Raw genomic sequence first — 22,178 nt, forward strand, 5'->3', positions numbered from 1 at the left:
TTCCCCCTATTTCATAAGTTGTTTTAACAATGCTAGTGATACATCAGTCACATGTACAGGTTTCATATTTTTAATTATTTTACCTAAAATTTTAAATAACGGTATTAATTTACCAAGTGTATCCTGTCTTTCATCCCCATAAATTATTGTAGGATTTACAACACTAACATTCTTTTTGGTTTCTTTTAATTTTGAGATAATATCTTTTTTAATATTAATGAAAGCTTTAGGTCCTAATGATGCTCCTAAAAAACCAATGTTCTCCGCATGTAAATCATCGGCAAGTTGTATTGTTACTTCTGCTGGTACTAAGTTCAATGCTATTAGTTTTTGTGCATTTTTTTGTGGTCCACCAATCAAATCAACTACATAGTCTACTTGATTAGGTAACTGTGATTTAATTTGCTCAACATGTTGTATATCACCTTTAATATTATGCACATTTTTATGAGAAATAACATTATTTCCACTTCTTGATACAACATATATTTCTATGTCTTGATCTCTTTTTAACCATTGTCTTGTAAGTTCCCTACCAACTAATGCATTACCACCTATAATAATTGCTTTCATCACTTAATCCTTCTTTCTATTTCGTGGAATTTTAATATCTATGGATATTTTATATCTAAAGACCAGTGATTGCAATCCTTTTGCTTAACTTAATATTCATTTTACATTTTTCCAACTAAAAAACGCCAAGAAATAAATGTTTGTCATATATTTCTTGGCGTTTTGTTTTAAATTTTTATAAATCCATCTCGTATCTCACATGTCTTTTTAAAGGATGATATTTACTTAGATTAGGAAATTCAAAATGATCTAGGAACGTCATCCCAATTTTTTCCATTACTTTTCTTGAGGGTAAATTTGTTTCAGCGGTGAAACTATAAACTTTAGATATACCTTTTTCTTTAGCAAATCGGAGCACCGCTTCGGCCCCCTCTGTCGCAATACCATTTCCCCAAACTTCAGGTATCAGGCGCCAACCTATTTCATATAGTGGTAATTCTTTAAATGGATACTCACTATCCTCTGGAATGTAATTTAATCCTATAAATCCAAGCCATTCATTCGTTTCTTTAAGTTCCACGGAAAATAAACCGATACCATAATCTTTTATTATTTGGTCCATCTTCTTCATATCAAGTTCTGATCGACGATAACTTAATAAACTTGGAAAATATCTTCGTACTTGTGGATTGGCATTCATCTTTTGAAATGGTAGTAAATCACTGTCTTCCCAATCTCGTAACTTTAAACGCTCCGTCTCAATATAAACAACCATTTTTTAACACTCCATTACTCCATAAATACATCTTCACTTATATTTTAGTATAAAATTAACGCGCTATGAAACGTTTATGATTCATATCGCGCTATTGTTTAGATTGTATATTCTAATTATTAACTTTTAGTAATATAACTAATTAATTCAATATTGACAGGAATTTCTTTCAAATGATCACGTTGATTCTTAGGCGCAGTGAACGTTGCATCGATAAAATCATTCTGATGATTCAAACGATATGTTGCTACAAATGTATCTGTCTCAGATTCAAAGTTTGGTAAATGTGCAATCACACGTTTAATTTCTCCTGTTGAATCAATTAACTGTCTACCTGTAATGTTTTCTAATTCTCTACCTAATTCAGGTAATGTTAATGCTTTACCTTCTAAAATGCTAAAGTCTTGTTCATGCATGGCGTTTCTCTCCTCTTTACATCATTGTTCAAAATGATAAATTTTATATTAATAACATTGGTTTATTCTTTAGTATATACATTTATCAACTAAAATACCCTATTTTTTTATTAATCAAACCTGATAATATCGCCCAATAATATGATAGTAACTACATCATATCATACTCTATTGTGTTGAAGATGATTGCTTTTGGTTAGTTTGATTTGTATTAGCCTTATTACTGCCATTCTGTTGAGATGTTTGGTTCGATTGATTTTGGTTATTCTTTGACTGAGTTGGTGTGGATGACTGGTTTTGAGTTTGTTTACTAGCATCTTTTCCTTCAGTTGATTGTTGATCATTTTTTTGTGAGCTTGACTTAGATGCATCATTATCCTCTTGACTTTGGTTACCACTATCTTCATCACTTGAATCTGCACTACTTGCTGCACTTGAGGCACTATTATCTACTTCTTTTTGTAATTTATCCTGTTGGTCTTTTAAATCCTCTTTTTGTTTTTTTAATTTTTTCTTTTGTGCTTTCAATGATTTATTTTCTTTTTCTAGTTTGTCTACACTCTTTTCTAAAGAAGCTTTTTCCTCACTTTTACCACATGCAGACAACGTCAATGTTGCAGATAAAAACAATATAATCCACTTTTTCATGTTAAACTCCTTTAAAAACAGTTATAAATATAATTCATTTTATCATGAAATATTAAATTATTCATTTTTCTACATTAAATCTTTTCGCATCCTAATATGACTATCATCATAACCTAATTGATGATTCAAATTAAGCATCGCTTTATTTTTAATATGGATTGTACTCTGAATCGACTCTGCGCCTATGTCTTTGGCCCATTGTTCTATTGCCATTTTAAGCTGTTTGGCGAGTCCTTGACGACGAAAATGTGGGTATATATAATAATTCAATGATTACAGTTTTAGTTTGTAACTCATAGTGACCCCATACAAAGCCTTTTAACTCCTGATTATTCTCAAGAAGTAAGATAGTATCATTTGTATGACGCAATCTTGCATTAATCATTTCATATCGTAATGCGATAGATGTCTTAGTAACTTTGTAATTGTCTTCTTGATTTTCTAATAAATGTTCATGTATGATTGCTACTTCATTAATAATTGCTTGATTACTTAATGTTAACTTTCTCATATTTAACTCCTACACTTGATATGATAATTTCCCGATTTCTATGGTATGATTAAGCGTAATATAATACTGACATACCCTTGCATATCTGTGAATTAACACATATATTGGTATTAACTATCCAATAATGACGCATAATATCCGTAAAATATATTTACGCAATAGTTAGAATGTGTACATTAGTTATATTTGTGATTTAAAAAGTAGTATATTGCTCACATTATTGAGAGAAATCTCTCTTTTTTCATACTACTTAAACTATTTTAAAGGAGCGCTTAAGCACTCATGAAGTCTACTGCTCAATTAGCTAAAGAAAATAATGTAAAATCATTACGTTTAAATAATACAGATAGAGAAATATTTGAAAACTATATGACCTATATTCGGTCTGATTTAAGTGTGAATCCTCATGATTCAGAAGTTATGTTGAATCGTATATTAAAGCATTTAATTAGTGCTGAAGATAAAGGTATGCTGGCAATGGAATTCTTTAACCACAATCCTAAAATGCACGCTAAAAAACAATTGAAAGAGCTTCCAAACGAAACAGTAAAAAATATATTTAAATATATCTATCAACATTTTGTATTATTAATAGGCATCTTTTGTTTTTTAAAAGGATTTATCGGATTCTTTATTGGTGGAGATAGTAACTATCTTTACCTATACACATTTCCAATCACTGTCATTATTGGCTTATTTATTATCTTCTTGTTTATTTGGATGATATTTAAAACGATTCAGTTGCAGTGCTTTAACAACTCAAATTGGGTTTGGCTCTTAACCTATGCAGTGATTGCATTGTTAATCGTTGCGTTGTTTTATGTCTTTTTCATACCACAATCTTTTTTAGCATTCGGTCCTTATATTAATGTAAGTAATTGGTCATTTATAATAATTTCTATCATTATTACTCCGATTTCATTTTATATTGATCATCATTATTTCAATAAGGATGCAAATACAATTATGTGATAATATTGATTTTCTCATCATGAAAGTTAATTAAATATTTTTTAAGTCCAATAAAAACTTGATAAAACAGCGCATAAATAAGGCCCTAAATGACATTCAACATTCATTTAGGGCTTTATCGATTTTATATTCGTGTCTAATTAAGTAAAAAGATGTCTAGCATAAACCAAATAACCATAATAATCATAATGATAGCTTGTGCAATCGTGCTTGCTAAAAATGCAACAATAGAAGCACAACCCACTTTAAAGGCTTGTTTAAAATCATAACCTTGTATTAATTCGATTACTAGAACAAGTATGAAAGGTATAACGACAATTCCAAATGGAGGTAATACAAAACACCCTATAATCACACCTAGAATCGCACCATACTCTCCGAATTTAGAGCCACCATATTTTCCTACAAAATATTTATTCATAAGAAAATCAGCTAAAAAGATTAATAATGTTAAAACAATCATTGATATATAAAATATCCAAGATAATTTCCCATCTTGAAATCCAAATTGATAAATTAGAAATCCTATCCACATCACTAAAACGGAAGGAATCACAGGTTTAACTAATCCTATAAATGCTAATATGAACATCAATATAATTAAGCACCATAATATCACTGTCATTTTAAACTACTCCACATCTAATTTTGTAATTTTTTGATCTTTGGTTAAGAAAATTAATACAATTCCTAAGAATAGTGAGCCCGCTGAAACATAGAATACATTTTCCAAACCAACCCATCCACTCATCATACCACCTAATAAATTACCACATAGTTGACCAATCACCATTGCATTAGCAAATAATGTTGATGCATAACCTGGGAAATCAGGTAGTATATCTTGAAAATAACTAATACCTATACCTAATAGTATGGCTAAGAAAAACGCTAAAAATAATTGACCAAGTAACATCATATAAAAATTTTTAAATAAGCTAATACTAAAGTAAAATGCTCCTCCAAATATACCGCCGTATATAAGTAATGTTCGTGTTGGTAATTTCCTAGATAAGATACCTAAAATCACCATAAATGGTACTTCTAATCCAGCACATAAACTTGCCAAATAGCCCACATGCCCTTCCTTTTCATGAAGGTAATCTGTAACAAATAATGGCATATTCATTGTGTACATCCATTGTCCAATATGTAATAAAATAAACGCTAAAAACGGTATGAGTAATGTCTTATCTTTAAACATATTTGGCGCTACCTTTTCAACGTGTTGTTGTTGGGAAATGGGTTGCTTAACATTTAAATTTTTATAGAAGAAGACTTGCAATAGCAGTGTAAATAAAATAATAGAAACCGTACCACCAAATAATCCCGAATAACCATTCAGTTCAATCAATTGCGAACCGATAAATGGCCCAAATAAAAATCCTAGCGAGAACATTGATCTTAGTACTGTATTAGCAAATTTGGCGTTTTCACGTGAACTTGAAACATTAATTGATTCCCTAGCGGATGCATAAAGTTGAGGCATTGCAGGTGCAAACAAACCTTGAAAAAGTGCGTAAAGAATAATAAATAATAGAATGTCTTTCACAAAAAAGTAAATAGAAAAACTAATCGCACCCATAAACAATGCCGTTATAATTAAGAACTTTCTATTAATATTATGTGTGTCTGAGAATCTAGCAATAATAGAATTAACTGTGAATTGACTGATAGCTGCTAAAGCTAATAATAGGCCATATTGTTTCGTCGTCATGCCTAAATCTTTCGTTGCAAATAAAACAAGGTAGGGTACCGTTACTGCAATACCCATACCTAATAGCAACATATTCACAACAAATAACTTGTAGTTTTTGATATATAACAATTCTTTAAACATAAGAATAACCTCTATTCATTAAGCGAATCTGTCTACTGTATCTAACGAATAAAATTCAACATTAAATTAACAAACGAGTCTACTTGAGGTAGTTGTAACATACTTTGATCGTAACTCATATAAGTTGAACGAATCAGTGGATCATTATCGATAGTCACTTTTTCAAATTCAAACATATTCTTATCAATGTTTTTCATCATAATTTCGGGTAAAATCGTTACACCTACACCACTAATCAACATTTCTTTACACGTAGCAACTTGGTCAACAGTAATCGTCGCATGATAATCTTGTTCCAAATTATCATTATACCATTGTTTAATTTGATTAATGTAAATAGGGTCAGCTTGGAATTCAATAAATGGTAGTTTTGTAACTTCATCACGTCTATCTTTAGGATAGATAAAATAGTGGTCGTCATTAAACAAATGTGTGTTAGATAAATTCATGACCTTATTACCTCTTGTAATCATGACATGATAATCTCTATGATTTGCCTTAATCTGCTCTGTAGAACCTACTTGTACTTGAATTTCAACATTAGGAAATTGCGTATTATATAAACTTAATACTTCAGGTAGCAGTGTCTGCCCTATCAAAGAAGAACAACCAATAGAGATTGTTCCATTGACTTCCCCTATATGTGCCTGCATTTTATCAAAAAATAAACGTTCTCTTTTCAACATATCACGTGCATGTTCGATAATCATTGCGCCTTCGGTTGTTGTGATAAGTTGTTTTTTCGTTCTTATAAAAACATCTACTCCAAAAGCACTTTCAATCGCTTTTAAACGTTGCGTGACAGCTGGTTGTGAAATATATAATATTTCCGCTGCCTTTCTTAATGTTTTTGTTTCGTCTAACGTAATCAATAAACGATAATCATCTATTTTCATAGTGTCCCCCTAGAATGTAACGTTTCTTTTAAACGCTTCAATATTGTTATTTCTATTTATTATGTAAGCGTAATTAGCATTATTTTTTATCAGACGATTTTACTCGATGCACTTTCTTACTTTTAAATGGATGATTGTGTTTATTTTTCTTATATTTTTGATTAATTTTATGATAACATTTCATCACTTTACTCTGTATGTCATCAAAATTTTCTACAATTTCAATCATTAATTGATGCGCAATAATATATGCCTCGTGATATTGTTTTTGACTAATTTGCTCATTTTGTAATGCAAATAACAAATCATCTTCATCAACTAATTCGTATGATCCATCAGGCAATACCAAAACGTCTAAACATAAATCTAAAGTACGTGCATTTCCTTTTTGAGTAATATTTTTAATATTAATATCAAAATAATATTCTAGTGGATTCCCCTTATCATCAAACATAACGGTCAAACTATATCTCTTTTTTTCAGGTAATATTTGTAACCATTTATAATTATCATCTGCGACTATAATATTCTGACCAACTACCGTCACCTCTAAAGGTTCACGTACTTTCTTCATCGTGACCAAGCCTATAATACCCTTAAATCTATTATTATTAACTTTAACCTCTGTGTATTCTCTTTCAATCAGGCGACGCCAGTGACGTTTGTCTATATATTTTACTTTCACAGTCACCAACTCCTTGTTCTCATTATATATAAATGGTTCTGTAATGTCATCATATGCCGAACCTGGTTATATTCTGTCGTAAAATTGATTTATCTATATTCTACTACATATCAAGACATTTTACTTTAAAACGACTAAATTACTATGAATTTATTTAATTTTAATTCTAATCATTTTTTAAACACTGATAGACACTACGATATATTTTAAAACTCATTTAAACATTAACATAAAAAAGCATACCTACGAGTTAAGGTGCTCTCATAGGTATGCTGAAATTCAGTTATTTCTCTTTTAGGGCATATTGATCTATCAATGTTTGATGTTCTGGATATAATGCTAATAATTCATGTGCTTCAAATAATTCGAAATGCTTATATTCAAAGGCAGGTTGACACATACAACCTACTAAACAAAATCCTTCATCATGTTCAAAAGAAGAAGCGAAGATTGTACCTTTAGGCACAACATACTGCAGAACTTCTCCCGCTTCAATATTAGTACCTAATTGTACCGCTTCGTATTTACCGTCAGGCATAATCATATGAATAGTTAAGGATTCGCCTGCATGATAATACCACACTTCATCAGCATCGATGCGATGAAAATGTGAAATATCATTCGAGGTTAATAGAAAATATATACTACTGAATGCAGCTCTTGTTGAATTCGTAGAACCATGGCGTATACTTTCCTTAAAATAACCACCTTCCGGATGAGGTGTCATTTGCAGTTGATCAATCCAATATTGTGCGTTAGTCATTATTTTAAATCCACATTATGGAATACATTTTGAACATCTTCTAAATCTTCTAATGCATCTACTAATTTTTCAAAAGTCTCTTGATCTTCAGGTGATAACTCAATATCTGTTTGAGGTAACATTTCAAACTCTGCTACTTTGAAATCTTCAACACCTGCTTGTCGTAATGCATCTTGAACTTGTGCAAATTGATCTGGTTCTGCATAAACAATTGTTAAGCCGTCTGCATCAATCACATCTCTAACATCTACATCTTGTTCCATTAACTCTTCTAGTACATCATCTGCAGACTTACCTTCAATACCAAAAGTAGCTGTATGATCAAACATGTAAGCAACTGAACCTGAAACGCCCATGTTACCACCATTTTTACCGAAAGCCGCACGCACATCAGACGCTGTTCTATTCACATTATTTGTAAGTGCATCAACGATTAACATTGAGCCGCTAGGACCAAAACCTTCATATCTTAGATGGTCATAGTTTTCATCTCCAGCACCTTTAGCTTTATCGATAGCTTTATCAATAATATGGTTTGGCACAGAATATGTTTTGGCACGTTCTAATACTAATCGTAAGGCTTGGTTAGATTCAGGATTGGGTTCACCTGATTTTGCTGCTACATATATTTCTTTACCAAATTTAGCATAAATTCTACTTGTATTTTTATCTTTTTGAGCCTTTTTCTCTTTAATATTATTCCACTTACGTCCCATTATGGTCATCTCGCTTTCATTCTCTATAATTAACATTCTATATTATACATGATTTTGCATCGTTTATATACCACTAGTAACCTATCTCTTTGATAACGTTTGAACTCACTATTGTACCAACCTAGAAGATATATCATTAAACATAAAAAAATTAGCCCCTAAAACTAGGAACTAACTTATATGTAGATATTTAAATGTTTAAATATTCTTCAACATCATTGAATAAAGCATTAAATTCTTTCATGTTGTCTTGATTCATATATAGATATATCTTTCTTTCATCTTCTTTAGATCTTACTTTACTTAATTTATCTTTTTCAATCAATCTACGAATTGATACTAATAATTTAGTTCTACTCAATTCTAATTCTGAAATTGCAATTTTCAAAAATGTTTGCATTAACATTTGTTCTTCTTGGCAATTCTTTTCGGCCAAGTCTAAAACAGCTAAATCATTTAATGTTAATTTATATTTTTGATCTATATATTCAGATAATGCTTTATATTGTTTATAAAATTCTAATAACTTATCTAACTTCTCTTTGTTCAAAGACTTGCACCCCCAAATATAAAACAGACAACGTATAATAACATTATCCTAAATATCTGAAAATTTGTCTTTCCTGTTTGTTTTTAATCTATTGTCAAAATTACCGATAAATTTAAATTGAGTTGTGCCACGCCCTTTTGATTTTAGATTCATTTTTAAATATAGTAATCATATAAAAGGAATTATAACTAAGGTTAATGTCTAACGACTTTTCTGTAAAATCATGTTCAATCACTTCTACCATAGGCTTAAAGTAATAATCTATAGTATCTAGAAATTCACTCGTCCAGTCATATTTATTCCTTAAATCTTTAGATATTAAATGATTTAGGTTACCACTATAACTATTTATTTTTCCTATGAATATAAAGTAGCGCTTATTCGAAGGCGTTTGCTCAAAACTTACATACACATGACTATCTTCATAGTTCTCATTTGTAGCTTCGTTTTCGATGATTCTCCAATCAAATAAACATAAAACATATCTGTCATCGAGTTCGACTTTTTTGTAGTAACTTGCATCAATATACTCTTGGTTGAACAGCCAAGTTAACTCATTAAATATTAAGCCAAATGTTGTTTTAAAACCGTTCTTATCAAATAAGTGTAATGTATTAAAAAGGTGTGTATGGTCATATAAATTAAAACCTAATCCAGCAAATGTTTCTCTTAAAGTCGATATTGTTTCAATGATAAGTGGCGCACTATTGCTTAAATCATTATCTTTATCGTTAATTAATTGATGATTTTCTACATTTAGTAAAATCATCTTTTCTTTCACAAAGTCAATTTCATTCAGAATTGCTTTTAAGTTCTTTAATTGAATCTCATTTTTTAATAACAAATGTTCATTTTCATCTATTAAATAGGATGTTTTTAATTTGGCATTATCAATAAATAAATATTCGAATTTCAATCGCTTAATTTGTGATTCTATCGTTTTTAATAGTACAGGATCATCTAACAAACATGTCATATCTAAGCCGATAACATGATTAATATGCAAATCTTGAAACTTAATAATATCTCTATAAATTTCACGTATTTCCTTTTCATCTAAATTGAATACTGAAATCACTTCATATTCATAAGGAATGACTTTCATAGCATTTTTCAATTTTAACACTGCATCATTAAAACAAATTCCTAAATGATCAATAACTCTATAATTATCAATATTAAAAGCAACCCTTAACCCTTTTTCAATGATAACCTCCGCAATTTTTCGTTTGTCGTCATATGTCATCACATCACAAATTTCTGTGAGTGTTGGTACAATATAGAAAATGACATCAGTACGTGAAAAGTCATATTTTTCAAACTTGTCATATAAAAATAAATATCGAATTTCTTCTATTGTTTGAATTTGAATAGTGCTATAAAATGGTTTAACTTTATTAGGCGTACCAATATCTAGTTGGATATCTTCATATTTTTCAATATTATGTTGCTCTACTAAATCTTCAACATATGTTTTGAAAGCTTCAATATCTTGATCAGTTTCAATATTCACTTTAAACATCACATTCTTATCGTATTTTGAAAGTTTACGATAATCATTGGGCGTCACACCTAAATAGCCTTTGAACATTTTAGAAAATGTAGACATATTACTAAAACCTAATGCGTCACTAATATGACTAATTGTGGCACTAGTGGTTAGCATCATTTCTATTGACTTACTAATTTTTAAAGTATCTACATATCTCTTAAACCCCATACCTATTAATTGATGGAATTGGGAAGAAATATTTGATTTTGATATAAAAAGATCTGTTGATATATCTTTTAATGTCAATCTCGTTTCAATGTGATTATCGATATATTCTAATTCCTCTTTTAAATCATTATAATATGTATAGTTGTATTGATTAACTGCAATATCCTTATCTACAACTGCTTCTGTACCTATGATTTGAACAATTTCCCTTGTAAGTTGATCCAGCATCTCTTGATTATCTTGACTAATTCGTTTGAGTGCTAACTGTAAAATCAAGTCTTTAAGTAAATTAGAAGATTTAATCAGATTGGACGTATATTGAAATTCAAAAAATGAAAAACCTTGTTCTGTAAACCAATCACTTGTTAGATATAGCATGACATTCTACCTTTTGTGTTTACACTAAAAACATCAGCATTGTTGATGATATAGATGTCGTTATTAATCGTCATTTGTTTACGAAATTTTTGAACATACATGTCACTCTCTAATGGCCAAAATAAGATGATCCCGTCTTGACACCTAGTTGTCGGATATTCAACATTAGAAAGTATACGCAAATAAGAATTCGGCATATTTCTCCCTCTCTTTTCTAATAAACCCAGTATAGCTTCCAAACTTAATTAACATTCTAAATACCTAATCAAAATAATTTAACACAATTATAACACTTATTTAAAAAATATACTTGTTTATATATTTAGAAAAAATTAAGTTATAAAACAACATAAATATTACGAATAAAAAAAGATGCGGCGCTAACTTCTTAATGTTTTATCTAAAGACATTAAGAAAATATTTTACATCACATAGTTAATTTCACGCCAACATCTTTGTTTTTGAACAATCGCTATTTTGATTATCTAAATCGATTAGCCAATCGAAGTATATCTTTAATGATATTTAATAGATTGATAAATAAATTAAAGCCCATTTCTCGTGGAGAGAATTGTCCTCGTTTCATCCTATTAAAATCATACAGGGTATATAACAAGAACAATAATAAGCTTACGACTGTAATAATAGTATGGAAAATAGGATTATGAATAAACATCCCAATAATGCTTGCAATAATTAATGCTAATAAAGTAACGAATAAATATCTTCCCATACTTGATGCATCGTTGATTAAAAAGAATCCTACAATACCAAAAGCAATAAAAGCACCAATGGCTAAAATAATATTCTTATAAAAGACTTCAGGTCCTAAATTTTGCAAATAGCTTGTAAACATAGCATATGATAAAAGTCCCAATATAATTGCATATATATGCGAAATAACTAAACCATACTTACGTGCACGCTGAAACACTAAGGTAATTAATACTAAGACCATTAATGCAAGAGATAAGGGTCTTCTCCATTCCATAGGTAAAAATTGACCAAAGTAACAACCAATCCCAAAAATAATCCAATAATACATGAAGAATAGCCAAACCTTAGCATAAGCATGTGAACGATGTTTATCTTTTGTTTCATTTGTATGTTGTGCAGTCTGTGACATATATTCTGCTCCTTCATTTATGGTTTGTTTATCTAATGGTACGATTTTACAATAATATATTAATTAAAAAAAGTAATAATAATGAAAAATAGATATACTTAGTCGGTAATTCTATATATACTATACACTTTGTTACAATTTATAAAACTTTATTATTGGATTTTTAATTAAAAAGCCGCTTCATAACTGTCATATCAACATTTCCACAAATGAAATATTTCAACTCTCAATTGTTAACAATATTACAAGATAATAACAAACCACACAGAGACTAATATTTTTGTTAGTATGGATAGCGTAGTAAAAAAACGAAACGCGATGATACATCGTTAAACTTAATTTCTATAAATAAAAATATTAAAGCAAATATAAGGAGGAGTCACTTTGAAAAAGTTAGCCTTTGCAGTAACTGCCGCTTCAGTCGCAGCCGCAGCACTTTCTCATCACGATGCCGAAGCTTCTACTCAACATAAAGTACAGTCAGGAGAATCATTATGGACTATCGCTCAGAAATATAATACGTCTGTAGATAGTATTAAACAAAACAATAATCTAGATAATAATATGGTATTCCCTGGACAAGTCATCACAGTAGGTGGAAGTGCTTCTCAAAGCTCAAGTTCAAACACTTCTTCACAATCAGGATCACCTTCAACACACACTGTACAATCAGGTGAGTCATTAAATATCATTGCAAATAAATACGGTGTATCAGTTAACGAATTAATGTCAGCCAATAATTTAAATGGTTATTTAATCACACCTAACCAAACTTTAAAAATACCTAATGGCGGTTCTGGTGCAGGCGCTGGATCTGGTTCTGGTGGTGCAACTGCTACACAAGGTAATACAAGCACACAATCACCATCGTTTAACCACCAAAACTTATATACTGAAGGTCAATGTACATGGTACGTATTTGACCGACGCGCACAAGCTGGTAAACCAATTAGCACATATTGGTCAGATGCTAAATATTGGGCTACAGGCGCAGCTAATGATGGTTACCAAGTTGACCATTCACCTGAAGTAGGTGCAATTATGCAAAGCGTTCCAGGCCCATATGGTCATGTTGCATACGTTGAACGTGTGAATGGTGACGGAAGTATCTTAATTTCAGAAATGAACTATACTAACGGACCTTACAACACAAACTATAGAACAATTCCAGCTTCTGAAGTATCAAGTTATGCATTCATTCACTAAAAAGTGAGATGCTATATCATTAATTATACTTTTAATAAAAATAGCTTAACACCAACAAAGCATATCACTTTGTTGGTGATTTTTTGTCTAAATTGATCTTATATATGTCATGTCCCCCTCATTAATCATCATCATAAATCTAATACTAAGACGACTATTCTGGTATAAGTCCATTAATTAACCTGACGAAACGCTCCCCTTATTCCATAACTAACATTATCAACCTTAATAATGACACTCTCATCATAAATATTATCATCTATTATGTTTCTACTGAATTCTCTGGAGCGATAATATAGACACTACTTGACTTAGGAAAGTTGTTTTATCATCAAATACATTAGCCTCTATATTTCATAGCTAAAAATAGACTATATAAAAAGGTTGAGCGTATGTCTTAAACGCTCAACCTAAATCTTTAAATCGCTATGTTATATATATTATTTTAAGAAGAAATGCATTATAAAGTAAACAAGTGCTGCTAATACTGCAGAAATAGGTAATGTAATTACCCAAGTAATTAACATACGTTGTGCTGTACTCCATCTAACACCTTTCGCACGGTTAGAAGCACCAACACCTAAAATTGATGAAGATACAACGTGTGTTGTTGAAAGTGGGAAATGTAATGATGATGCTACGAAAATAGTTAACGCAGATGACAAGTCAGCTGCAGCACCATTTGCTGGTCTGATTTTCATAATGTTACCACCAACAGTTTTGATGATTTTCCAACCACCGACTGCAGTACCAAGACCCATAGCAGTAGCACATGCAATTTTAACCCATAATGCTGGTTCTACGTTTGAACCGTTTTGAATATTAGCAACGATTAAAGCTAAAGTAATGATCCCCATTGATTTTTGAGCATCGTTTGTACCATGTGAGAATGATTGTAACGCTGCTGTGAAGATTTGAAGGAATCTAAAGTTACGATTAGCACGTGTTAAGTTAGCATTTTTAAATACGACTTTAACAATTGAATACATAATAAAACCAACACAGAAAGCGATAATTGGAGATACAATTAACACGATAATAATTTTAGTGAAACCTTGGTAATGTAATACTCCAAATGATCCTTCTGAAGCAATAGCTGCACCTGCGATTGATCCAATTAATGCATGTGATGACGAACTTGGGATACCATATAACCAAGTAATTAAGTTCCATGCAATCGCAGCGATAATTGCTGCTAAAACAACAACCAATCCATGTTGCAATTTAAACGGATCTACAATATCTTTTGTTATTGTACCAGCAACTCCAGTAAATGCTAAAGCACCAATAAAGTTCATAACTGCAGCTAATAAAATGGCTGTTCTTGGAGTTAATGCTCTCGTAGATACGGCAGTAGCTACAGCATTGGCTGTATCATGGAAACCATTGATAAAGTCAAATATTAATGAAAATATAACTATAGCTATCGTGACGATTAAAATATATTCCATAAGTGAGGACTCCCTTTAGCTATTTTTCATGATTATAGTTTCAAAATTATTTGCGACTGTTTGGCATTTATCTGCAATTTCTTCCATGCTTTGATAAATATCTTTTATTTTAATTAATGTGATTGGATCTGTTTCACTGTTGAAGATATGTTTCATAGATTGTCTTAAAATACCGTCACAGTTCGTTTCAAACTCTTTAATATTAATTGAGTGAATACGCATGTGAGATAATTTTTTATCTACTAATAAACCTACAGCTAGTTTCATTTCTGCAACTGCTTTTTGAATATTTTCAACAAATTCAGCCATGTATTCGTCTGTATATTCGATTGAATACATTTCAAACATTGCTGACGTTTCTTCCATAGCATCTAACACATCATCAATTGCATTACATAAAGATAAGATATCTTCACGTTCAATTGGTGTGATAAAAGTCTGATTTAAATCAGTAATCACTTGATGCATTAATTCATCACCATGAGATTCATAAGTTTTGATATTATCAGAATATGCTTTCAAATCTAAATGTGTATTGAAATCCATTTTACCGAACTCAATTGCTGCACGATCAAGATTAAAAACCATTTCTTCTAACTGAACCATGAACTTATCTTTTTTCTTACTAAACATTCAAAATCCTCCATTTGAGCGATTGTTGCCAATCACATTCATAAATTTTTACTCCATAAGACCTATTATAAGGAACACATTTACAATTTTCAGAAAAAAGGAGATTCACTTTTTCATTTTGTAAATATTATGTAAATCATAGTTATAAGCAATGATGATTGCATTCAAATAAATTGCGATTTGTTCCTACTTGAAAATATCACAAAATTTACATAACTACAATTCAATTTACAAATTCTTAACAAATACGCAAACAAAATTTTACATACACTTTCCTAATGTGCACAAAAGGAGTATAATAACCAATCCACTTTATAATTTAACGTTTTAAATGATGTCTTTCAATCAATTTCCCATATACCAAATATAAACCATAATTTTTGCTATCCCTCCTATTCCACTTTATACTAGCATTACTATACTAAAGGAGATAATTATGGAATTTACATTAAAATCAATTCAAGAAGCACATGAAAAATATACTGGTCCCGATTTCCCAATGCTATTCAAAGTTTTTAAAGATATGGGAATGGTTAGTAATGAAGTGAATATTCAACATGGTACTTCTGTTTATACAAATACCGATGGTCAAACGATTACAGCAGAAGGTGTGAAAGTATCCCATCCTATCGCTGACACTTCACATGTTGAAGAAGTGAAAGACATTCTCACACGTCATCAAGCAGGACAGACTGATTTTCCTACATTTTGTGAAGAAATGGCTCAAGCTGGTATTTATAAATGGTTTATTGATATTAATGCTGGTACTTGTTCATATATTGATTTAAACCAACAAACTATTGTAAGTGAACAAATCCCGCAATAATCATTCGAATCATATATTTAAAGGATTCCATTGTACATCTTGTGATTACAATGAAATCCTTTTTTATTTAATATTAAATTGAATGTCTTATTGTCCTTTTAGAGTGATTATAAGCTGTTAAGGCAAATACAGCATAAATGGCTGTGTACACTGCCATAACAATAAATATAGGGAATTGATTGGTCGCACCTAACAATGACATAAATGCCAGTGAAGCAAAATATGCATGTAATAAAGCAATGATTAATGGTAATGAAAAGTTAAATAGAACCTTTAATTTCAAACCTTTGGCCATATCTCGATGTGTGAAACCTAATTTACGCAATATAGAATAATTTTCTATTTCATCCTCTGTTTCATCGATTTGCTTAATATATATGATACAACCTGCCGCAATTAAAAACGCGATTCCTAAAAATGATGTCACGAATAGTAATATACCCGTTAAACTTGAAATTTCACTTGCTGCTTCACTTCTCGTTTCAATATTTTTATCCACATTTTTTACCGCACTTTGCAATTCTGGCCTGTCCTTTTTGTGTTTAATATCAAATCCATATTGAGACACAATATTTTTAGCTTTAGTATGATTTCTTAAATATTGGTAATCTTTGTCATTTAATACTAAAGTAGGTCCTCCTAAATCAACATCACTCATAAAATAAACTTGGTTAATTTCTTTATTTAATTTAACTTTGATCGAGTGTTGATGTGTCCCCAATTGTGTTACACCGTGCTTCTTATATTTCATGACATCACTTACTCTACCTTCAGGTACTATAATATCTGTGTAACCCTTCGACACTTCAACATTAGGTATATACTTGTCACTCGTTACAGATACTTCATATGGTTTAGCAATGCCCTTTTCAAATAATTTGTCTTTAAACAACTTACTATAAACAACTTCTTTATAATTATAAAAATTCTCAATATTTTTATTGTTTAATTCATATGCTAATTCATTGGCCTTTTCTTTATCTTTTAACGTCACATCGTGTGGCGAATTCAATAGAACTTCATTGGTTAACGTCCCACGACTAATCGCTGCAAAACACAATACTGATACAGTAATAGCAGAAATAATTGTCATAACAGTTAAAGAAAACGCATTTTTCTTTATACGATACATAATCGGTGCTGTAAACATCACATCGTTGACGCTTACTGTATCTTGTCTCACTTTCTTAATTGCTTTAAAGATTAGTGAAACAGTGCTTCTAAAAAAGAAATACGCCCCAATCACTGTACATATCAAAATAACAAATGGCTGAAAAATACTATTAAAATGTTCAACAACTGTTGTCGATAAATAATAACCTGTCAGAATCATGAGTACGCCTAATACACCTAAAATTAATTCACCCATTGTAAAACGATTATGATTGATTTCTCTTTTGGTCATATTAGAGGCTAATTCTATAATAGAACGTCTTCTAATATAAAAATAACTTTGACCTATAGTTAAAATGTACGCCACAACAATCAATAAAATTGCTTGTAAAATAGCAGACACACTGAAAATGATTGAAACAGTAATGTTAATACCGAGTAATCTTAGAACAATCATTAACAATATTTTAGAGCCAAAAATACCAATGATAATTCCTAAAATAGAAGTGGCAATAAAAATAAGTAATTGTTCAATCATAATCATTTGTAAAATATTGAATCTTGAAAGACCAATTGTTTGCAATAAGGCAAATTCACGACCTCGCCGTTTTAAAAACAACAGATTCGCGTACAAAATAAATACGATAATAATGATAAATAGAAAATAACTTCCTATTTGAGAACCTTCTTTAATGATTGGATAATTCTGATTGCCATGTAAATGATGTGCATATTTTAAAGTAATAAAACTAAAATATAGGACTACGCTAATAACTAAAGAAAATAAATATATGGCATAATGCGAAAACTTTTGTTGAAAGTTTTTAAAAATAATTTCTTTAAAGGTCATAATTCACGCCACCAAGTACACTTTGTGTTCTAATAATTTCATTGTAAAAAGTTTGTTTATCGTCTTCACCTTGGAAAATTTCAGTAAAGATTCTTCCATCTTTTAACATAACCACTCGATTTGAATAACTAGCTGCTACGGGGTCATGGGTAACCATTATAATCGTAGTATCAAATTTCTCATTCATTTTGCATAGTCGTTTTAATAAGTCTTGCGTGCTTTTAGAGTCTAATGCTCCTGTTGGCTCATCAGCAAATATTATTGATGGGTTAGTAATAAACGCTCTAGCGGCTGACGTTCTTTGGATTTGTCCTCCTGACAATTCAGTTGGGTACTTATCACTGATATCACTAATATTTAATGCCTCAACAATTCGTTCATAGCGCTGTTTCATTTCTTGTTTATCTATTTTCTTTACAGATAACGGTAGCATAATATTTTCTTTTACCGTTAAGGTATGTAAGACATTATAATCTTGGAAAATAAATCCAATGTCTTTTTTACGTATATTGGATAACGCTTTGTTTGATAATTTGTCTAATGGCTGCCCATTTAATTTAATCGATCCTTGCGTTGCATAATCTATGGAACTCAGTACATTCAATAATGTTGTTTTTCCCGAACCAGAAGGCCCCATAATTGAGATAAATTCACCTTTTTCAACAGATAAATTAATATCATGTAGCACTTCTTGTGGTGAATATTGATTGCCATATATTTTTGTTAATTGTTTTACTTCTAATATTGCCACTTTAACACTCCTATGATTATCAACTGTTTAACGTTGATGCCACATCATTTGTAAATATAATGAAACGCATAACTATTCAATATTATTATAACGATTGAATATAACAAATGCGCTAATTCTGTGTAACAAAACGCATGTTTAAAATGACAATGTTGTCACTTCAGACATGCGTTCAATCACTTCATTTTGTTGTGGGAATATGAGGCTAAAAGTAGTTCCTTTTCCTACGCTAGACTCTACTTTAATTTCAATCCCTAATTGTGATTTAACACTATCAACCAAATACAAACCCATGCCTGATGACGTCGTTTCATTTCTATTAGCTGTAGACGTATAACCTCTTTCAAAAATCCTTGGCATATCTTTCTTACTTATACCACGTCCATAGTCCTTTATTTCTAATACGATATGTTGATTGATGCATTTACCATTCATTTCAATCATATTATCTTCACTATATTTCAATGAATTAGATAATATTTGTCTAATCATCATACGACACCATTTTAAATCTGTGTACACTTTAAAATCATCCGTAAAATTTAATTCAAATCCAATACCTTTAGCCTGACTAATATGACGCGTCAACTGAATTTCATCAATAACCATACGTTTTAAAGAGACATAGTCAAAGTACATATCTTTATTTTGAGTTTCTAACCTTGTTAAATACAATTGTTTGTCTAACATTTCATTGATCCGTGACCATTCGTATAATAATGCTTGTTTACGTTTAGAATCTTGCTCTTGATCAATTAATAACTTCATCGCTGTTACTGGGGTTTTAATATCATGAACAAATTCTGTAATGCTTTGTTCATGATTTTTAATTTGTACTTGTTGCGCTAATACCTTATCTTTCTGGGAAGTTATATTTCGATATAAATAGTCTACGATTTGTTGTTGAAATGGCGTTTCAGCTAAATCTTTATGTTTAATTTCTTCTATTTCTTTATTTTTATAAAAATGTTTAGATAACCTAGATTCCTTAAAAAATGTAAAAATGATGAATAATACACTCATACCTAAATTCAGAACAACGATATACCATACGCTATCTGCTGCAATATCATAATCAATATACGCAATTCCGATCATGACTAGATTGATAAATACAATCCATAATATCCAATTTAATCGCGATTTAACGAATAACCAAAACCACTTTAAATTATTCATGCGCCATATACCCTTTACCAACTTTCGTTTCTATCGCACTATCCATACCAATTTCAGATAGTTTCTTTCTTAATCGATTGACATTGACAGTCAATGTGTTATCGCTTACAAACGCTTCATCGTCCCACAATGCGGTGATCAATGTATCACGTGAGACAATTTGATTTCTTTTATTGACTAACATCTCTAAAATGATCATTTCTGTTTTAGATAAAAAGATAGCTTGATCACCTTTTTGTATACTATCCTTTGATAAATCTACTACAGCATCTTGCCAGTTCAATGTACGTTTCTCTTCAACACCAAATTCGTATACTCTACGATAAACCGCCTGGAGTTTAGCTATTAAAACATTGGTATAAAATGGTTTTTGAATATAATCATCAGCACCCAACTCCATACTCATGACTTGATCCATCGGATTATCCCTTGAGGATAAGAATAAAATAGGTACATTAGACACTTGTCTCATTTTTCTACACCAATAAAAGCCATCATACTTTGGCAATTGCACGTCTAAAATAACAATTTCTGGATTAAATGCTTCGAATGTATCCATAACATTTCCAAAATCATCTATACCTACTACATTAAAATCCCATTGTTCTAATTCTTTTTTGAGTTCTTGGAACAATGTATTGTCATCTTCTACTAATAATATTTGCATTCATATCACCTTATTATTTTGTGTACTTAATTTTTTCTCCAGATTGAACACGTCCTTGAAAATGTTTGATGCGACAATCCACTTCAAATCCACGCATCATGATGCCTTGTAGAGGTGCTTGAACAAAATAATATACAGGCCAAAACATTTTAGGAATGTAATCATATAGATGAACTAAAACAATTGCGTTATTTTTTAGCAATCGAAACTCTAATTTCCCTTGCTTTTTCGCATTGGATTTGACTAACTTACCACCAACTAAATATAAAGTGATGAGGTTGTCCTCTGTTAACACTTTCTTAAAAATAGCCAATGGTTTGTTTTTACTTTTTAAATATATATAATAATGGTCATCACTATGATACGTCTTAACAATCGTTCCTTTGGTTTTATTTAACCAATTAAAAAAGTATTCAACAACTTGGTCAAGTGTCCACTTTTTAGGCAAAACCATTTTCATAGCCGTTCTAACATCATCGTACTTAGACACCTGCAATTCTACATTGATATGAGGACGTTTGATTTCCAATTTCGTACGCTCTACTGGCACACCATAAGCGCCTAAACGTTCCATCGTTTGATGATCATTTCGACTTCCTGGAATATATACTAACTTTTTAACATGATTCACTGACGCTGCCCTACCAAAGTTGTCAGCAGCAATTAAATTAAGATCTCGCGCTGTCGCTTGCGTTAATTTCGCTGAATTTTTCGTTGGATCTAAATAAAAAATAGCTATATCAATCTCTTTCATCGCTTCAACGACATCTTGATAATTAAAAATATCACTCTGTAACCATGTCATATCAGTTGCATTAACATGTTCCGGTTTTGGATACTTTGACAATACATATAAATCAGCATCATTTTCAATTACCGAACTTAAATGTTTCCCAATATAGCCTGTGCCGCCTGCTAAAAGTACTTTTGGTTTCATATTTTAAACTCCCTTGTGTATAATGAACACTCCATCGTGTGCAATTACACGATTCA

Annotated in this window: 23 protein-coding genes and 1 pseudogene; 3 read left to right on the top strand and 21 right to left on the bottom strand. The window is 30.7% G+C overall.

The features are described 5' to 3' along the window. Window positions 1–6: 6 nt before the first annotated feature. From AC2D8K_RS05290 to AC2D8K_RS05310, 5 genes and pseudogenes are all read right to left on the bottom strand, one after another. Window positions 7–573 carry an NAD-dependent epimerase/dehydratase family protein gene (locus AC2D8K_RS05290; RefSeq protein WP_484698158.1) on the bottom strand — a complete coding sequence of 189 codons (567 nt, stop codon included), beginning with the start codon at window positions 571–573 and terminating at the stop codon, window positions 7–9. Window positions 574–748: 175 nt separating this feature from the next. Next, the gene (locus AC2D8K_RS05295; RefSeq protein WP_002450993.1) at window positions 749–1,288 is read right to left on the bottom strand and encodes a GNAT family N-acetyltransferase; all 540 of its coding nucleotides are present in this window, start codon (window positions 1,286–1,288) and stop codon (window positions 749–751) included. A 119-nt stretch (window positions 1,289–1,407) separates the two neighbouring features. Continuing rightward, window positions 1,408–1,704, bottom strand: a complete 297-nt coding sequence (locus AC2D8K_RS05300) for a hypothetical protein (RefSeq protein WP_002450994.1) — start codon at window positions 1,702–1,704, stop codon at window positions 1,408–1,410. Between the two features lie 168 nt (window positions 1,705–1,872). Further along, a complete protein-coding gene (locus tag AC2D8K_RS05305) occupies window positions 1,873–2,352 on the bottom strand; it encodes an SA0632 family lipoprotein (RefSeq protein WP_002450995.1) in 480 nt (159 codons plus the stop codon). Window positions 2,353–2,421: 69 nt separating this feature from the next. After that, a pseudogene (locus AC2D8K_RS05310) lies at window positions 2,422–2,863 on the bottom strand (GNAT family N-acetyltransferase). Window positions 2,864–3,145: 282 nt separating this feature from the next. Here AC2D8K_RS05310 and AC2D8K_RS05315 point away from each other — a divergent pair. Then, entirely contained in the window at window positions 3,146–3,835 is a 690-nt protein-coding gene (locus AC2D8K_RS05315; RefSeq protein WP_002450998.1) for a DUF1129 family protein, read from the top strand. A gap of 136 nt (window positions 3,836–3,971) precedes the next feature. On the opposite strand, the gene AC2D8K_RS05320 is transcribed toward AC2D8K_RS05315, so the two are convergent. The 9 genes from AC2D8K_RS05320 to AC2D8K_RS05360 form a co-directional block, all read right to left on the bottom strand. Further along, complete coding sequence (locus tag AC2D8K_RS05320; protein WP_002450999.1) at window positions 3,972–4,460, bottom strand: DUF456 domain-containing protein; 489 nt, start codon at window positions 4,458–4,460, stop codon at window positions 3,972–3,974. A 6-nt stretch (window positions 4,461–4,466) separates the two neighbouring features. Beyond that, complete coding sequence (locus tag AC2D8K_RS05325) at window positions 4,467–5,681, bottom strand: sugar efflux transporter (RefSeq protein WP_185285749.1); 1,215 nt, start codon at window positions 5,679–5,681, stop codon at window positions 4,467–4,469. Between the two features lie 35 nt (window positions 5,682–5,716). Further along, window positions 5,717–6,571 carry a LysR family transcriptional regulator gene (locus AC2D8K_RS05330; RefSeq protein WP_002451001.1) on the bottom strand — a complete coding sequence of 285 codons (855 nt, stop codon included), beginning with the start codon at window positions 6,569–6,571 and terminating at the stop codon, window positions 5,717–5,719. A gap of 79 nt (window positions 6,572–6,650) precedes the next feature. Then, complete coding sequence (locus tag AC2D8K_RS05335) at window positions 6,651–7,256, bottom strand: ribonuclease FAU-1 family protein (protein WP_002451002.1); 606 nt, start codon at window positions 7,254–7,256, stop codon at window positions 6,651–6,653. 283 nt (window positions 7,257–7,539) lie between these two features. Beyond that, a complete protein-coding gene (locus tag AC2D8K_RS05340; protein WP_002451003.1) occupies window positions 7,540–8,019 on the bottom strand; it encodes a cupin domain-containing protein in 480 nt (159 codons plus the stop codon). Beyond that, entirely contained in the window at window positions 8,019–8,735 is a 717-nt protein-coding gene (locus AC2D8K_RS05345; protein ID WP_002451004.1) for a YebC/PmpR family DNA-binding transcriptional regulator, read from the bottom strand. Before AC2D8K_RS05345 ends, AC2D8K_RS05340 begins: the two co-directional genes overlap by 1 nt. A 190-nt stretch (window positions 8,736–8,925) precedes the next feature. Beyond that, window positions 8,926–9,285, bottom strand: coding sequence for a transcriptional regulator, SarA/Rot family (locus AC2D8K_RS05350; protein ID WP_002451005.1), 360 nt, complete (start codon window positions 9,283–9,285; stop codon window positions 8,926–8,928). Between the two features lie 112 nt (window positions 9,286–9,397). Continuing rightward, window positions 9,398–11,383, bottom strand: coding sequence for a helix-turn-helix domain-containing protein (locus AC2D8K_RS05355; RefSeq protein ID WP_484698162.1), 1,986 nt, complete (start codon window positions 11,381–11,383; stop codon window positions 9,398–9,400). A 481-nt stretch (window positions 11,384–11,864) separates the two neighbouring features. Beyond that, window positions 11,865–12,509 (bottom strand): Bax inhibitor-1/YccA family protein, encoded by a 645-nt coding sequence (locus AC2D8K_RS05360; protein WP_002451007.1) that lies wholly within the window; start codon window positions 12,507–12,509, stop codon window positions 11,865–11,867. 384 nt (window positions 12,510–12,893) lie between these two features. Between AC2D8K_RS05360 and AC2D8K_RS05365 the strand changes: the two genes are divergently transcribed. Further along, the gene (locus AC2D8K_RS05365) at window positions 12,894–13,715 is read left to right on the top strand and encodes a LysM peptidoglycan-binding domain-containing protein (protein ID WP_002451008.1); all 822 of its coding nucleotides are present in this window, start codon (window positions 12,894–12,896) and stop codon (window positions 13,713–13,715) included. A gap of 440 nt (window positions 13,716–14,155) precedes the next feature. On the opposite strand, the gene AC2D8K_RS05370 is transcribed toward AC2D8K_RS05365, so the two are convergent. Beyond that, window positions 14,156–15,166: an inorganic phosphate transporter gene (locus AC2D8K_RS05370; RefSeq protein WP_002451009.1), complete on the bottom strand. Its 1,011-nt coding sequence runs from the start codon at window positions 15,164–15,166 to the stop codon at window positions 14,156–14,158. A gap of 15 nt (window positions 15,167–15,181) precedes the next feature. Then, on the bottom strand, window positions 15,182–15,799 hold the full coding sequence (locus tag AC2D8K_RS05375) for a DUF47 domain-containing protein (RefSeq protein ID WP_002433514.1): 618 nt from the start codon (window positions 15,797–15,799) through the stop codon (window positions 15,182–15,184). A gap of 436 nt (window positions 15,800–16,235) precedes the next feature. Between AC2D8K_RS05375 and AC2D8K_RS05380 the strand changes: the two genes are divergently transcribed. Continuing rightward, complete coding sequence (locus tag AC2D8K_RS05380) at window positions 16,236–16,625, top strand: DUF1398 domain-containing protein (protein WP_484698164.1); 390 nt, start codon at window positions 16,236–16,238, stop codon at window positions 16,623–16,625. A gap of 73 nt (window positions 16,626–16,698) precedes the next feature. On the opposite strand, the gene AC2D8K_RS05385 is transcribed toward AC2D8K_RS05380, so the two are convergent. The 5 genes from AC2D8K_RS05385 to AC2D8K_RS05405 all read right to left on the bottom strand — a co-directional run bounded on the left by AC2D8K_RS05385 (window position 16,699) and on the right by AC2D8K_RS05405 (window position 22,122). Next, a complete protein-coding gene (locus AC2D8K_RS05385; RefSeq protein ID WP_484698166.1) occupies window positions 16,699–18,588 on the bottom strand; it encodes an FtsX-like permease family protein in 1,890 nt (629 codons plus the stop codon). Continuing rightward, window positions 18,578–19,339 carry an ABC transporter ATP-binding protein gene (locus tag AC2D8K_RS05390; protein WP_002451012.1) on the bottom strand — a complete coding sequence of 254 codons (762 nt, stop codon included), beginning with the start codon at window positions 19,337–19,339 and terminating at the stop codon, window positions 18,578–18,580. Before AC2D8K_RS05390 ends, AC2D8K_RS05385 begins: the two co-directional genes overlap by 11 nt. Window positions 19,340–19,477: 138 nt before the next feature. After that, window positions 19,478–20,518, bottom strand: a complete 1,041-nt coding sequence (locus AC2D8K_RS05395) for a sensor histidine kinase (RefSeq protein ID WP_037552000.1) — start codon at window positions 20,516–20,518, stop codon at window positions 19,478–19,480. Beyond that, on the bottom strand, window positions 20,511–21,185 hold the full coding sequence (graR, locus tag AC2D8K_RS05400) for a response regulator transcription factor GraR/ApsR (protein WP_002451014.1): 675 nt from the start codon (window positions 21,183–21,185) through the stop codon (window positions 20,511–20,513). Before graR ends, AC2D8K_RS05395 begins: the two co-directional genes overlap by 8 nt. A gap of 13 nt (window positions 21,186–21,198) precedes the next feature. Continuing rightward, a complete protein-coding gene (locus AC2D8K_RS05405; RefSeq protein ID WP_002451015.1) occupies window positions 21,199–22,122 on the bottom strand; it encodes an NAD-dependent epimerase/dehydratase family protein in 924 nt (307 codons plus the stop codon). Window positions 22,123–22,178: the final 56 nt, after the last annotated feature.

Source organism: Staphylococcus sp. 510 (assembly GCF_057219715.1).